Genomic DNA, 14,147 nt, shown 5'->3' on the forward strand with positions numbered 1-14,147 from the left:
CAGCAGCCTCGGCTACCGCAGTCCCGCCGAATACGAGACCGTCCTGGCGGCCTGACCACCACACCAACGGTGTCCGTCAAAGCGGAGCAAGCTCATAGCCTCCGCGTTTCGGTTCGCGTCGGCTGATCTGGGGCGATCCCTGTATCGGAGGTCGCGGGGCTGCCGTCAGACGTTGGTCATGCTGAGGGCCCGGCGCGATGGCCGGGTGCTCCTGGGTCGGACTCCAGCGAGCGGCCCTCACGACGCACACCGAGAACAGAGCGTCGTAACCCCACGTGTCCGGTGCGGCGCAAGCGACGAGACCGATGCGCCTGGGAGCCCGTCGTGTCCTCAGCTCCCGGGTGAAGCCAGGGCCTGAACCGAGGCATAGCCCGGGACCGAGGGCGTCTGCGGGAACACACCGTTCGCGCGCAGGCTGGCGGCGGTGTCCACGGCCGCTCCGAGGGCGAGCCGGAACAGCAGCGAGCCGAGACTGACCCGGTGCACACCGAGTTCGGCGAGGCGGGCGAGCGAAGGCCCGTCCGGTGTAGCGAGGACGTTGAGCGGCAACGCGGTCGTGCCCACTGCCGCCGCAATGGACGCCGGATCGGTCAGACCCGGCACGAAGACGCCATCCGCGCCCGCGTCCCGGTAGACCGCCAGACGAGATGCCGTTTCCGCCTCGCGTCCGCCGCCCAGCCAATGGGTGTCGGTGCGGGCGTTGACGAAGAGCCAGGGCACGGCCGCCTTGACCGCGGTGATCTTCGCCGCGTGCAGGCGCGGCGGGGTGAGGTCGCCGTTGCCGCGGCCGTCCTCCAGGTTGACGCCGACCGCGCCCGCCTCGGCGAGTTCCGCCGCGAGGTCGGCGACCTCGGCCGGGTCGTCACTGAAGCCACCCTCGATGTCGACGGAGAGTAGGAAGGGCCCGCCCCCGATCCGGCGCGCGAGCCGTAGCGTCTCAGTACGGGTCCGGCCGGCCCCGTCCGGCAGCCCGGCCGCGGCGGCGACACCCAGGCTGGTGGTGCCGACGGCGGCGAAACCGGCCGCGGCCAGCGCGGCCGCGGAGGCGTGGTCCCAGGCATTCGGCAGCAGCAGCGGCGCGCCGGGGCGGTGGTGCAGGTTGCGGAAGGCGATGGCGGCGGAAACGCCGGCAGTGCTCATACCTACTCCTCGGGATTGGCAGCGGCACCGAAACGGCCAACGGCTCCGGCGTAGTAGTCCAGCGAGCCGGCGACATGCGCGGCGAGCAGCCGGAAGGGCCAGCCCTGGCCGGGCGAGCGGTCCAACTGCGCGTCGCTCAGCGCCTCGAGGCGGTCGGCCCAGATCCGGCCGATCCGGACCAGGCGGCTGCGCGCCTCGTCGAGGTCCTCCGTGGTGAACGGCGCGAGGTCGGCCGGGGTGGTGGTCGCCGAGGCGTGCCAGTGGTCCGGCTGCGGCTCCTGGCCCGCCAGGCGGGCCTCCAACTCGGCGAGGTGGTCCACCAGATGGTCGGTGGCCCGGCGGATCGCCTTGTGCGGGGTGTAGACGCGGTCGTCCACCGCCAACGGTCGCCCGTCCCAGGCGGTCCAGGTCACGGCGAGGTCCAGCACCCGTGCGACCGCCTCTGTGACCTGCGTGGCCGGGTCGTCCCGCTCCAGCAGCCCGGCGGCGAGCGCCAGTGCCTGGGCCTGGCCCGGACACCGGTGCGGCCCCGCGCCGAAGGCGAGAGGGGTCGGGTCGTTGTGGGCGCCGATGTCCGAATCGGCCTGGTCGCCGCCAGCGGGGGCGTCCTGCTGTGCGGCGGTGACGTCGACCAGCACCACCTCCCCGGCCCGGAGGTCCAGCGCGCCCACGCGGACGTCGGCCAGCGCTCGTCGGCGCAGCGCGGCCACCGGCGGGTCGTGCCGCAGCACCTCGGCGAGGAGGGCGTCCGCGCCACCTGGTGGGAGCCCGTCCGGCGCGCTCCGGCGGGCGTGCTCGACCAATCGGGCGGTTGCGTCGCACGCCTGCACCAACAGCCCGATCCGTTGCGCGGCGAACTCCAGGTCCTCCACGCCTCCCCCCTGGGCGGTCCGGGCGAGCAGCGACGCGATGGCCTCGTCGACAGCCTTTGCCTGGGTGGGCGTCAGTTCGCTGCCGAAGTATCCGGCGGAGACGGTCATGACCGCGTCGGCCACCGCGTCCGGGCCCGGCAGGCCCAGCTCTTCGGCCAGTATGCGGACGACCGTGTGCCGGTCGTCCGCGCCGACCGCCGAACCGGCAGCCGCCCGGCGCAGTTCGCGCGGGTCCAGGCGCGCAAGCTCCGCCACCGCGTGGGCGCGCTGACGGGCGTGCGCCCGCGCGTCGCCGGTGAAGCGGGCGACAGCGGCGCGCAGCCAGGCCAGGGAGCCGGCGGGCGCATCCGCCGCGTCGGCGACGGGTTCGGGGACCAGCAGCGGCTGGTCGAGCGCCGCGCGGGCGTCGGCGTACGCGGTGACACGGGACGAGCGGACGGGCGGGTCGGAGATCGTCATGCGGCTCACGCTACGTGCGGAATACTTCGGCGCACACCGAACCGTAGCCGGGGCATGATGGCCTCATGTCCGCGCAACCTCTGGCCCGGCTCGCCGGGCTGCTGGCCGACCCCACCCGAGCCGCGATCTGCCTCGCGCTGCTGGACGGCCGCGCCTGGACCGCGAGCGAACTGGCCCACCACGTGGGCGTCGTGGCATCGACCGCGAGCGAGCAGTTGTCCCGTCTGGTAGCCGGAGGGCTGTTGGCCGAGGAGCGCCAGGGCCGTCACCGCTACCTGAGGCTGGCCGGGCCCGACACCGCCGCGCTGGTCGAGGACATGGCCGCGTTCGCGGCAGAGTCGGCGTCCGTACCCGCACCGCGCAATCTGCGCGACAGCGCCCGCCGCAGCGCTGAGGCACGCGCCCGGACCTGCTACGACCATCTCGCCGGCCGCCTCGGCGTCGCCCTCGCGGACGCCCTGCTGGCACGCGGCGTTGTCACGAAGGACATGGGTCTGATCGTGACCACACCAGGCCGCGCCTGGCTGACTGGCATCGGCATCGACGTGGACAAGAAGCGCCGCGGCTCCCGCCCGCTGGTCCGCAGCTGCCTCGACTGGACCGAACGCCGCCCCCACCTCGCCGGCGCCCTCGGCGCAGCGCTGTGCGCGCACGCGATGGACGCGGGCTGGCTCGAACCCATCGGCACCGGCCGCGCCCTGCGGGTCACCGCGTCCGGCACCGACGCCCTTCACGACCTGTTCGGCATCACCCTCGACTGAGCGCGGCCCGGCCCCAGCTTCTCCTGCACCCCAGGTGAACCGCGCCGCTCGCAGGAGCTGCAATGCTTGCGGGAGTTGAGGACGCCCCCCCAGGCGAATCCCCGAACGCACGCACGCTCCAGGCGGCCCTACGGGAATTGCACACTCCACGATCCCACCGCAAAGACGCTGGCTGACGTCAAATCAAACCGACGTTGCAAACTCGGCCAGAAGGCGACTCCCGCAGTCACGTCGGAACGACTCCCATCCTCGATTGCACAGCCACCTGTGTCCGCCTTGCTGCCGGATCTCCACGCCGCCTATCTGCGCGGGCTCTTACTGACCCACGCTCCTAGGCCGCTGGTCCGCTTCGTCGCCGTGCGGTTCCGCCACCGTGCCGCCGAGATGGACGACATCCTCCAGGTCGGCACCATCGGCCTGATCAAGGCCGTGGACGGCTATGACCCGGACCGCGGCGTCGAGTTCGTCAGCTACGCCCTGCCCGCCATCACCGGCGAGATCAAACGGTTCTTCCGCGACACGTCCTGGCCGCTGCGCGTTCCCCGCAGCGTCCAGGAGCTCTACCTGATGACCGCCCGCGGCTCCGACCGGCTGGAGCAGCGACTCGGTAGGCTGCCCACGCCCGAGGAGCTCGCCGACGACCTCGGCCTCACCCGCGCGCAGGTCGCCGCAGGACTGGACGCCGGACGTGTCTTCTACTGCGACTCGCTGGACGCCACGCGCGACGACGGTACCGACGACTCCGGCGGCGCCCTGCTCGACCGGCTCGGCGACTGCGACCGGGGGAACGGTGGCTGGGTCATCGAGCGCGGCCACAGCCGGTAGTGCAGGACCACGTTGATCTCCGCCGCGAGCAGGGTCAGGCGGGCTCCCATGTACAGCCAGGACAGCAGGCCGATGGTGATCGCGAAGAACCCGCTTGGCGAACAGCCCGTAGTAGGCGATCAGCGTCGCCTTGCCGCCGGCCTGGTCGTTGCCGAATTTCTGGATTACCGCGAACGGCAGGCCCACGACACTATGACGCTGCTGGAACCGGTCGAAACGGCAGACCGCGATCTCCACCCGGTTCATGGCGGCCCCCGACGATCCGCAGCGGACCCGAATCCATACTGCTCTCCATTGCCCTGCGGTGCGGCACGGTTTCGACCATCAGAAGGTGCACCTGTGCGCGGGCGGTCCCTCCGTGGATCCCGAACGCGGAGGACCGGCAGAGGCGGACCACGTTCAAGGCCGAGATGTACCGGATCGATCGGGAGGCTTATACGGGCGGCCGTTACCGGCCGGCGTAGGCCGTCCTGGGGTCAAGTTGTGAACGCCTGCCCAAGCCCCCGGCTGGCACCACCTGGCCCGCTGGCGCGAGGTCTCGGTGCCGTCCGGGCCGGATGCGGCCGTGCCCTGCCGGGCGCACCCTGATCTACATGGGCGACTTCATCACCGCAACAGTCGTGTTCAACTTCGACAGATTGGTCGTCGGCGGCACCGTCTACGGAAGGGAGATGCCCGACATGCAGGTTCGCAGGGAGGAGTCCTGGGTGCACATCCGCTGGGATTCGCAGATCCACAGCTTCCCGACGTCGATGATCGCGTGCATCAGTTGGACCGAGGAATCGTCGTAAGCCGCGTGACAGGTCGGTCTTTGCCGCGCCGGTCCTGCGCGCGCTGGCAGTAGGCGAGGAAAGCGCCATCAACCTGCGCTTCAAGCCTGTGGGGCTCGGAAAGTCATCGTTGCTGGTCAAGCTGAAGTTCCCCGGGGAACTTCAAGGGGAGGACGGGCGGTGCGCGACCACCGGTGCAACTCAGGAACCTCTTCTGCCCGCGGTCACCTGCGGAGTGGGGGTCACTCGGCGACAGGAGTCTCCGGCTTCATCTCGTAGGAATGCTGGATGGCCGGGTGTCGGGTCCCGAGGCCGTCCGTGATCTTGCGCTCCCACGGAACCTCCTGAAGATGCTTGGTCTCTTCAAGCATCGACTTGGGCTCCAAATTGCGGTAACTGTCTACCTCGCCGGCAGCGACGGCCGTCAACGTCGCATAGACCGCTTCAGGGTCGAACTGCGCGCGGGGGAAGGAGAGTTTGGAGTAGTCGAAGAGCCGCTGGGACGGGTCATCTTCCCAGCTCTCCCAGGTCTGGAACATGCGGTCGTTGAACCCGGTCAGGAAGGGCCCAGGGTTGACCGTGGCGACTTCGATTTTGTGCTCCTGCAGCTCGTAGGCCATAGTCTCGGCGATCGCCTCGACTGCGTGCTTGGAGGCGGAGTAGATGCCGGTGAACGGGTTGACGTTCAGGCCCTCCCTCGAAGAAACCCAGACGATGCGGCCTGCCCCGCGCTTGATCATCTGCTTGGCGATCCCCTGGGTGAGGACCAGGGGCCCGGTGACGTTGACCTCGAACTGGTGCCGAATGTTCGACTCGGGAATGTCAACTGTGGAGCCGCCTTCGCCGACTCCGGCGTTGTTTACGAGGATTTCCACACCCCAGTTGAGAGCCTTGCGACGGTCACCGTCGTTCGTGACGTCGAGCTTCTCGACCCGAAGCTTGACTCCGCGCTCGGCTGCCTGCCACTTCAGTGTTTGCACCTGGGCGTAGATCTCCACCCCCGCAATCACGTCGAAGCCCTTCTCCGCCAGGCGCATAGCGGCTTCGAACCCGAAGCCGGTGCCCGCTCCCGTGATAAGGACCTTCCTAAGTTCCGCATTCGCCATGCCGAGTGCATCCTTTCATGGTGTTGGTCCCGCAGTCGTCGACGCTTTGACCGTTCACTGAGAGTCGACTGAGGCACGCTGACACGCTGGCTGTCGTGCGCGAGGACGCTCCCTCTCGGGGTGGCAGGCGAGGCATTCTGGCCGGGAGCGTTGCACGATTATGATCAACGTATTCCGCTGGGGACGGCAATCCAAGTAGGCCAATCGGGTATTGGCAGCACGGGAGGGAGCAATGCTCAAGAGCTAATAGCAGCGCGCACAGTGATTGATGACCTCTACTCAGAATCTGGGCAGACCTGGAAAAGTGACGGATCGTCTGATTAGTCATTGTCTGCGGCGGGTTGGTCGACCCAGGCGCAAAGCAGGCATGGACTTCCAAGATCATGGAGTTTTCTTCGCCCCGTGAGCCTGCTGGAAGACCGTTCCGATCGACGATCCGGCTCACAGATGTCGATGCCATGAGGGTTCCTCCGGCGTTGGTGAGTTCTGCTGGGTGGAGCCAGCGGCTCAGACTCCGCCAGGCAGGGGCGCCTGCGGGCTGACCATGCCGTTTTCCCGTAGGTCGCGCCAGAATTCGGCCGGGATCTGCTCGCCGAGAGCGGCGAGGTCCTCCGCGACCCGGCTCGGTTTGATGGCGCCGGGGATGACGGCGGCAGAGACAGGGTGGGCGAGGGAGAACTGCAGGGCCGCCGCTTTGACGCCCACCCCGTGTCGCACGCAGATTTCCTTGATGCGGCGAACCTTCTCCAGGATCGCCGGCGGCGCGTCCGCGTACTCGAAGTGGGTTCCGCCGACCAGGACACCGGAGCTGTAGGGGCCTCCAACGACCGTGCCGACACCCTGCTCCTCGGCCATCGGCAGCAGCCGCTGGAGGGCGTGCTCGTGGTCCGGCAGGGTGTACCGGCCTGCCAGCAGGAAGCCGTCGGGCCTGGGCTCGTCCAAGGCCAGGGTGATCTCGATCGGTTCAGTGAGGTTGACACCCAGGCCCCAGGCCTTGATGGTGCCCTCGTCGCGGAGGCGGGACAGCACGCGGAACGCGCCTGTGCGGGCTTCCTCGATCTTCTGCAGCCAGATGTCGCCGTGGAAGTCCTGGGAGATGTCGTGCACCCGGACGATGTCCAGGCGGTCCACGCCGAGCCGCTCCAGGCTGTTCTCGATGGAGCGTTCGGTGGCTTCGGCCGTCCACTCGTGCATGATCGTATTGGGGCGGCCGTACTCGAACAGGGTGCCCTTGTCGCCCAGGTCGCTGGCGCCGGTCTCGACCTCATCCAGGATGACGCGGCCGACCTTGGTCGACAGTACGAAGCTGTCCCTTGGCTTGCTGGACAGAAGTTTGCCGAGGCGGATTTCTGCCAGGCCGGCCCCGTAGGGCGGAGCCGAGTCGTAGTAGCGGATGCCCTGGTCCCAGGCGGAATTCAGGGTCGTGATGGCCTCGTCGTCCGGGACGGCGCGGAACATGTTGCCCAACGGCGCGGTTCCGAAGCCGATGCGCGCGGGCAGGATCTCACGGAGGTTCACGATGGTGTTCCTTATCTGGATTCGGGGCGCTTGGTCGGTCATCGGACTTGGCGACGCGTTCGGCACCACGGTCGTTGACCACGACAGCCGCCCCCGCGGCAGCCAGGGCCCCCTCGGCGGCCTCCCCAAGAGCCTGTGTTGCGACGACTGATTGAATTCGATGAATACACGTCGAATGAATTCCGCAGCGAGATAGGCAAGTTGGACATGTGGCAGTCGATGGGACGAGTCGGCTCCTGTTACGATAACGCCGCCGCTGAGAGCTTCTTCGCCGTACTGAAGGAAGAGATCGGCACCCGGGTCTGGCCGGACCGCGCCACCGCCCGCGCGGAGGTCTTCGCGCATATCGAGACCTTCTATAACCGTAGGCGTCTGCGCAGGCACCCGAGTGGGGCTTCCTCACACCACTCGAGATCGCCAGCGGCACCAGCAAGGTCACACCCTCGCGGCGTAGACGGAGAGTGTCCGAGCGCAGGGTGGAACTTCACGGTCGTCGTTCTACGCCTGGCGGGCCGGCGAGGCCGCCCGCCGGGCCCGCCTGCGCGAGGAGGAACTCCTCGCGGCCGAGATCAGCGTGATCCACCTCGCTTCCAGGGGTGGGTGTCCCGCGCGTGCATGCGGAACTGCGCCGCCAAGGTCGCGCCGTCAACCGGAAGAAGGTCGAGCGGATCATGCGCGAGCGCGGCATCACGGGCGTCACCCGTCGTCGGCGCCGTGGCCTGACCCGCCAGGCCCGCAAGCCGGTGTTCGTCCCGGACCTGATAGGGCGCGACTTCACCGCACTCCGCCCCGGAGTGCGGCTGGTCGGCGACATGACCTGCTTGCCGACCGAGGAAGGCTGGCTCTACCTGGCCACCTGCATCGATCTGGCCACCCGCGAGGTCGTCGGCTACGCGATGGCCGACCACCACCGCGCCGAGCTGCCGGTGGCCGCGTTGCGGATGGCGGCCGGACGCGGCGGCCTGGAGCGTGGCTGCATTTTCCACTCGGACCGCGGAAGCGAATATACGTCGGCTGAATTCCGAACCGAGATAAGCAAGTTGGACATGAGGCAGTCGATGGGACGAGTCGGCTCCTGTTACGATAACGCTGCCGCTGAGAGCTTCTTCGCCGTGTTGAAGGAGGAGATCGGCACCCGGAGCTGGCCGGACCGCGCCACCGCCCGAGCGGAGGTCTTCGCGTTCATCGAGACCTTCTACAACCGCAGGCGCCTGCGCAAACACCCCGAGTGGGGCTACCTCACCCCACTCGAGACCCGACAACGACACCAGCAGGGTCACGCCTTGGCGGCGTAAACGGACAGTGTCCAACTGCAGGGTGGAACTTCAAGGTCACCGTCGTGCCCGCCTTGACCGTCAGGCTGGCTGGTGCGAACGCGAAGTTCTGGATCGTCACCGTGTTCCTGGTCGCCGGTGCCGTTGTGGTCGGAGGGCTTGCCGGTGTGCTCGTGTTGGGCATCGCCGGGGCGCTCGGGGCGGAGCTTGAGGTACCGCCGGAACCGGTCGAGGAGGGATGCGGTGATCCGCCGCAGGCGCTGAGCAGCACCAGCGTGCTCGCGGTGGCAACGGCCAGGCCGGCTGCCACCAGGGCCCGTCGGGGTGAGGGAACGGAGTTCGGGTGCACGGTGTGTGCCTCTCTGCTGGTCAGCCCGCGATAGGGGCGGGTGGGGGTCGGTCATCCGGTCGGTGTTCCGCGCGGGGACCCGGCGTCGAGGACGTGCACGGCATTCAGGTCAACGCGGCCGCCGTGCTGTTGTGCGTGGATGGCGGATGCGGGGGCGCCGGTTGCGACGGCGTAGTCGCTGTGTGTGATGGCGGGCGCGCCGGGCAGGAGGCGGGCGGTGCATCCGCTGTGCTCGTGGAGCGCCTCGTGGAGCCGTGGCACGTGGTCGGGTCGCGTGACCGGCCGCGCGGTGGGGGAGGTCCCGAGGGGCGGCGGAGCCATCTCGGTCATCTCGGCTCACTCCTTGCGGGACGGGGGAGGCTCGGGGATGGGTGCTCGTCTGGTTCCACGGGTGCCGGGGCCGTGCGGTTCGGCGCGTAAGTACCTTTTGCGAGATTTCAGGGTTTTGTGGCATATGCGATGATCGACTTATGCCGTGGAGTCTTCGGAAACGCGGTCCATCGAGTGAGCCGGATCGCTCTGGGAACCGTGTCTCTGGTACGGGGACCATTTCCCGCGCGGACGAGGAACTGCTCCGCACGCTGTACGCGGAGCATGCCGGGCCGCTGCTTCACTTCGTCCTGCGACTGACCTCAGGAGACTGGCAATGGGCCGAGGATGTCGTGCAGGAGACACTGCTGCGGGCCTGGCAGCACCCGGCGGCGTTCGACCCCGAGCGCGGACCGGCCCGGGCCTGGCTGTGCGCGGTCGCCCGGAACCTGGTCATCGACGCCCGCCGGGCCCGCGGGGCCAGGCCGACCGAGGTCGATGGGGAGGTGCTGGAACGGGTCGCGGAGCAGGCGCCCGGAGAAGACGAGATCGAGCAAGCGCTGCAGAGCTGGGCGGTGGCCGAAGCCATCCGGACCCTCTCCCTGGAGCACCGGGCCGTGCTGCTGGAGACGTACTACAGGGGCCGGACGATGGTCGAGGCCGCGCAGGTGCTCGGCGTTCCGGTGGGCACCGTGAAGTCGCGCACGTACTACGCCTTGAAGGCGCTGCGGCTGGCGCTGCAGGAACGGGGCATCGAGCCGTGACAGCGGCGTGGAGGAGGTGCGGACCATGAACGGCGACCGTGACGCCATCCGGCTCTCCCTGGGCGGATACGTGCTGGGAACGCTGTCCCCGAGGGAGACGGAGCAGGTGCGCGCCCACCTCGCGGAATGCGCCGAGTGCCAGGCCGAGCATGCCGAACTGGCTGGGCTGCCCGCGCTACTCGCGACGGTCAGCGAGACCGAGGCCGCAGACGAGGCAGCGCCCGCGCCCAGCGAGGAGCTGGCCGACCGGTTGGTACGACGGGCCGCCGCAAGCACGCGAGCGCAGCCGGAGCAGCCTGCGGCCGCTGCCGTGCCGGGGGCACCGCGGCGAACCGAGCGAGCCCGACTCGACCGGCTGCTCCAGCAGGCCGCGTCCCGACGTCGTACCGCCGTGCGGAGGCAACTGGTCGGGCTCGCAGCCGCCACGACGCTCATCGCCGCGGCAGCCTCGGGCGGTACGTGGCTGGCTACCGTCGCGTCCACGAGCAGCCAGGTCGCGCAGCCCGCCGCGACGTCACCGGCCCCGGTCCGCACCTTCTCCGGAACCGACCCCACCACCGGCGTGTCCGCCACGGTCGAGGTCTCGCCCGCTGCCTGGGGCAGCGCCCTGCAGGTCTCGGCGAAGGGAGCGCCCCCCGGGATCACCTGCAGCCTGCAAGCGGTCGGGATCACGGGCACCACAGCGACCGCCGCCACCTGGCAGGCCGGCGAGTACCCGGGTGACGCCAAGATTTCCGGGACCGTACCCATGTCCCCAGGAACGATCAGTCACTTCGACATCTACGCCGGCAACGGCCAGAAGCTGCTCACCATCCCGGCGTGAGGCCCCAGCCGCCCGGTCGGCTCCTCAGAGCCGGCAGCCCGCCAAGGCCGGCACGGGCTGGCCGGACGAGCGGGGCAGGTCATGCCGCGCGGCGCGACGTTCACCGCGGGACGGGGAGGCAGATTCTGGCGACGGCGGTCATCCCCGCCCCCATCGCCGACCGCGCCGGGTTCGAAGGTCATGACGTGCTCATCGCGGTCGCCATGTGAGCGACGCGCTCACATGGCGACCGAAGCCTCAACTGGGTTCGGTCACGCCGGCCACTGAAGGCAGGCGTGGACTTCGCGACCCTCCGGAGCCTGGCGGACCTCGGTCGATTGTGCGAGGAACCCGACGATGCCGTTGCCACGGCCGTGTTCGTCCGGGGCGATGTCATGACTGGGGCGGTCTACGCCAGCTCCGGAGTCGACGACCACGATGTGCAGCACGTGGTGGTCGAGGACCAGCTGCAGCGTCATGCACTCGTGGCCGTACCGGGCGGCATTGGCGGCGAGTTCGTCGACGATGAGAACGGCGGAGTCCCGCTTGTCCCGGGGAATGCTCCAGCTGTCCAGCAGCTCCGCCGTGAAGTGACGGGCGGCGGAGACGAGTGCTTCCTGCGCCGGCAACGTGAGCAGCGCCTGGTGACGGCAGCAGCCTCGCGCAGGCAGCGCGCCCGTAATGGGTGCGAACCGGGGACGCTGCGGGCTTCGGCGTGTGGCGTGGAGCCGAGCGTTGCGGCCGCGGCGGGAGTCTGCGGGGAGTAGCTGGGTCATCTCAACTCACTCCTTGCGGCTGGGAGGGGAAGGGGAGGAGATCTCGTGAATACCAGCGCTTGTTTACTTTCACGTGCGAAGGCGCCGTGCGGTTCGGCCCGTTCATACCTCCGGAGTTTGCCGGTTGGGGGGCACACGGCGCTCAGCGGAGCCGTGACCTGCGGCGACCTCAAGGGTCGACGGGTGCCTACGAGGCGTCCGGGCGGCTCGGGCGATGGTGCTGGGCGATCATGATGGTGGCGACGGTGTGCCTCGGGGCGTGGAGGCCGGTGTTGGGTAGGTCGAGCTCGGCGCTGCGCTTGCGGACCTGGTCGAGGACCCACTGGGACCGCAGCGGCGAGCCGTCGGCGCGACCGACGACCAGGCCCTCCAGAGGCCACTCCGGGTGGCCGAGCTGTCGCTGCAGCACGGCGAGTTGCTGTCGGAGCACCCGGGGCTCTGCGTTCCAGGTCGCTCATCGCATATGCCAAAAATCTACGAAATCTCGCAAAAGGTGCTTACGCACCGAACCGCACAGCCCCCGGAACCGTGGAACCTGACGAGCACCGATCCCCGGGAACCCCTCCTTCCCCCATCCGGCAAGGAGTGAGCCGAGATGACCGAGATGGTTCCACCGCCCCTCAGGACAGCGACTGCGCCGTCGCAACCGGCGCCGCCCGCGTCCAGCCACCGGCGCACGCCCCGTTCACTGGGCTCCGCTACGCCACCGACCCGCTGCTCAGCCGACACCCCCACATCGGCCCATCCGCGCACGGCAGCACGACGCGCTGACCCAGAAGCCATGCACGTCTTCAACGCCGGGGCCCGGCACGGAAAACATCAACCGAATGACCGACCCCACCCGGCCCGCCTCGCGGGCTGATCAGTAGAGAGCACACACCCATGTACCTGAACTCCCCGGTCCGCAGCGGCCCGAGTGATGCACCCGAGTGGTCCAAGCGTTGCCACCTGTTGCCACGGCCCGCCACCAGCGAGAAGGAGCCACCGAAATGAGTGGAAAGCAGAAGACACTCGCCGTCCTGATCGGAACCGTGCTGGCAGCCGGACTCACCAGCCCGGCTTTCGGGGCCACCGCCACCGCCGCCCAGTCACCGACCACGAGCACCGCCGCTGCGGGGTCCGGCAGGTCGGTCGTGGCGTGGAACCGCGAACTCATCGGCATCCTGAGCGATCCCAAGGCCCAACCGGCCACCGTCCACCCCACGCGGAGCTTCGCGCTGCTCCAGGCCGCCGAGTACGACGCGGTGGTATCGATCACCCAGTCGGACCCCCCGTACGTGTTCTCGGTGCCGGCACCTCAGGGTGCGCGTGCGGACGCCGCGGCGGACCAGGCAGCCCACGACGTGCTGGCCGCCCTGTACCCCACCAAGCGCGCAAGCGTGGACCAGCAGCTGAGCAGCCAGATGTCCGCGATCGCCAACGGCGCCGGCAAGCAGGCGGGCATCGGCGTGGGAGCAGCGGTCGCGCGCCAACTGATCAGCCTGCGGTCCACTGACGGGTCCTCAACCAAGCCGCCGCAGTTCACCGCCGGCAGCCTGCCCGGCGACTACCGGCCCACACCGCCCGCCTTCCCCGCACCGGTGTTCAGCAACTGGGGCTCGGTCAAGCCGTTCGTGCTGACCAGCGGGAGCCAGTTCCGCCCGGCGGCGCCGCCGGCCGTGAGCACCGCCACGTACGCGTCCGCCCTGAACGAGGTCAAGGGCCTGGGCAGCAAGACCAGTACCACCCGTACCCCCGATCAGACCGCGGCCGCGAAGTTCTGGGCGGCGGCGCCCGTCTGGAACGTCTGGAACCAGGTCGCGCAGGGCCTGGTCACCTCCCAGAACGCGAGCCTGGCGCAGGCGGTGAAGGTCTTCGCCCACCTCGACCTGTCGCTCGCCGACACCGCGATCGCGATGTACGACGCCAAGTACGCCTACCACGTGTGGCGGCCGGTGACCGCGATCCGGCTCGGCGACACGCACTACAACCCGTGCATCGTCGGCGATCCCAACTGGACCCCGCTGCTGCCGACCGCCCCGGATCCGTCCTACCCCGGCGCTCACGGCGCTCTCAGCCAGGCCGCGGCGACGACGCTCACCGGGCTCTACGGCACTCAGCACCGGATCACGGTGACGTCGAAGGGCGTCTCCCGAACCTTCGCCGGCTTCCAGGACGCCGCCACCGAAGCCTGGCTCAGCCGGATCTGGTCCGGCCAACACACCGCCATCGACAACCAGTCCGGCCAGCAACTCGGCACGCAGGTAGCCGATTTCGTGGCGCACCACCTCTGACCGTCCGTGCGGCGTCAGGGTGCCGTGACCAGGAGCCGGCTGTACCCGACACGTCGCTGAAGCCGGAGATCATCATCTGTGACGAGCCGGTCTCCGCGCTGGACGTGTCGGTGCAGGCGCAGGTGATCAACCTGCTGGAGAAGCTGCAG

At 69.3% G+C, this 14,147-nt stretch carries 15 protein-coding genes; 8 read left to right on the plus strand and 7 right to left on the minus strand.

What is annotated here, in order from left to right; translation table 11 throughout:
* Positions 1-330 precede the first annotated feature (330 nt).
* Together ACWDAK_RS38500 and ACWDAK_RS38505 are read right to left on the minus strand one after the other, a co-directional pair.
* Entirely contained in the window at positions 331-1,140 is an 810-nt protein-coding gene (locus ACWDAK_RS38500) for an isocitrate lyase/PEP mutase family protein (RefSeq protein WP_427396080.1), read from the minus strand.
* A 2-nt stretch (positions 1,141-1,142) separates the two neighbouring features.
* Complete coding sequence (locus ACWDAK_RS38505) at positions 1,143-2,471, minus strand: hypothetical protein (protein ID WP_427396079.1); 1,329 nt, start codon at positions 2,469-2,471, stop codon at positions 1,143-1,145.
* Between the two features lie 65 nt (positions 2,472-2,536).
* On the opposite strand from ACWDAK_RS38505, the gene ACWDAK_RS38510 reads away from it, so the two are divergent.
* The 3 genes from ACWDAK_RS38510 (at position 2,537) to ACWDAK_RS38520 (ending at position 4,848) form a co-directional block, all read left to right on the plus strand.
* Complete coding sequence (locus ACWDAK_RS38510; protein WP_427396078.1) at positions 2,537-3,232, plus strand: ArsR/SmtB family transcription factor; 696 nt, start codon at positions 2,537-2,539, stop codon at positions 3,230-3,232.
* 267 nt (positions 3,233-3,499) lie between these two features.
* On the plus strand, positions 3,500-4,057 hold the full coding sequence (locus tag ACWDAK_RS38515; RefSeq protein ID WP_427396077.1) for a sigma factor: 558 nt from the start codon (positions 3,500-3,502) through the stop codon (positions 4,055-4,057).
* Between the two features lie 593 nt (positions 4,058-4,650).
* Positions 4,651-4,848 (plus strand): hypothetical protein, encoded by a 198-nt coding sequence (locus ACWDAK_RS38520; protein ID WP_344639326.1) that lies wholly within the window; start codon positions 4,651-4,653, stop codon positions 4,846-4,848.
* 221 nt (positions 4,849-5,069) lie between these two features.
* On the opposite strand, the gene ACWDAK_RS38525 is transcribed toward ACWDAK_RS38520, so the two are convergent.
* Together ACWDAK_RS38525 and ACWDAK_RS38530 are read right to left on the minus strand one after the other, a co-directional pair.
* Positions 5,070-5,933, minus strand: a complete 864-nt coding sequence (locus ACWDAK_RS38525) for an SDR family oxidoreductase (protein WP_344639325.1) — start codon at positions 5,931-5,933, stop codon at positions 5,070-5,072.
* Positions 5,934-6,440: 507 nt separating this feature from the next.
* Positions 6,441-7,451 (minus strand): aldo/keto reductase, encoded by a 1,011-nt coding sequence (locus ACWDAK_RS38530; RefSeq protein WP_427396076.1) that lies wholly within the window; start codon positions 7,449-7,451, stop codon positions 6,441-6,443.
* A 596-nt stretch (positions 7,452-8,047) separates the two neighbouring features.
* On the opposite strand from ACWDAK_RS38530, the gene ACWDAK_RS38535 reads away from it, so the two are divergent.
* Entirely contained in the window at positions 8,048-8,746 is a 699-nt protein-coding gene (locus tag ACWDAK_RS38535) for an IS3 family transposase (RefSeq protein WP_427396075.1), read from the plus strand.
* Between the two features lie 44 nt (positions 8,747-8,790).
* Positions 8,791-9,108, plus strand: a complete 318-nt coding sequence (locus tag ACWDAK_RS38540) for a hypothetical protein (protein WP_427396074.1) — start codon at positions 8,791-8,793, stop codon at positions 9,106-9,108.
* A 17-nt stretch (positions 9,109-9,125) separates the two neighbouring features.
* On the opposite strand, the gene ACWDAK_RS38545 is transcribed toward ACWDAK_RS38540, so the two are convergent.
* Positions 9,126-9,404, minus strand: coding sequence for a hypothetical protein (locus tag ACWDAK_RS38545; protein WP_344640289.1), 279 nt, complete (start codon positions 9,402-9,404; stop codon positions 9,126-9,128).
* Positions 9,405-9,544: 140 nt separating this feature from the next.
* Between ACWDAK_RS38545 and ACWDAK_RS38550 the strand changes: the two genes are divergently transcribed.
* A complete protein-coding gene (locus ACWDAK_RS38550; RefSeq protein WP_344640290.1) occupies positions 9,545-10,147 on the plus strand; it encodes a sigma-70 family RNA polymerase sigma factor in 603 nt (200 codons plus the stop codon).
* Positions 10,148-10,172: 25 nt separating this feature from the next.
* The gene (locus ACWDAK_RS38555) at positions 10,173-10,970 is read left to right on the plus strand and encodes an anti-sigma factor family protein (RefSeq protein WP_427396073.1); all 798 of its coding nucleotides are present in this window, start codon (positions 10,173-10,175) and stop codon (positions 10,968-10,970) included.
* A gap of 251 nt (positions 10,971-11,221) precedes the next feature.
* Here the strand turns inward: ACWDAK_RS38555 and ACWDAK_RS38560 are convergent, their stop codons facing one another.
* Complete coding sequence (locus ACWDAK_RS38560) at positions 11,222-11,578, minus strand: ATP-binding protein (RefSeq protein ID WP_427396072.1); 357 nt, start codon at positions 11,576-11,578, stop codon at positions 11,222-11,224.
* Between the two features lie 334 nt (positions 11,579-11,912).
* Complete coding sequence (locus ACWDAK_RS38565; RefSeq protein ID WP_344640293.1) at positions 11,913-12,134, minus strand: hypothetical protein; 222 nt, start codon at positions 12,132-12,134, stop codon at positions 11,913-11,915.
* Between the two features lie 580 nt (positions 12,135-12,714).
* On the opposite strand from ACWDAK_RS38565, the gene ACWDAK_RS38570 reads away from it, so the two are divergent.
* Positions 12,715-13,998, plus strand: a complete 1,284-nt coding sequence (locus ACWDAK_RS38570) for a vanadium-dependent haloperoxidase (RefSeq protein WP_427396071.1) — start codon at positions 12,715-12,717, stop codon at positions 13,996-13,998.
* Positions 13,999-14,147: the final 149 nt, after the last annotated feature.

The sequence above is a fragment of the Kitasatospora sp. NPDC001175 genome (assembly GCF_053598215.1).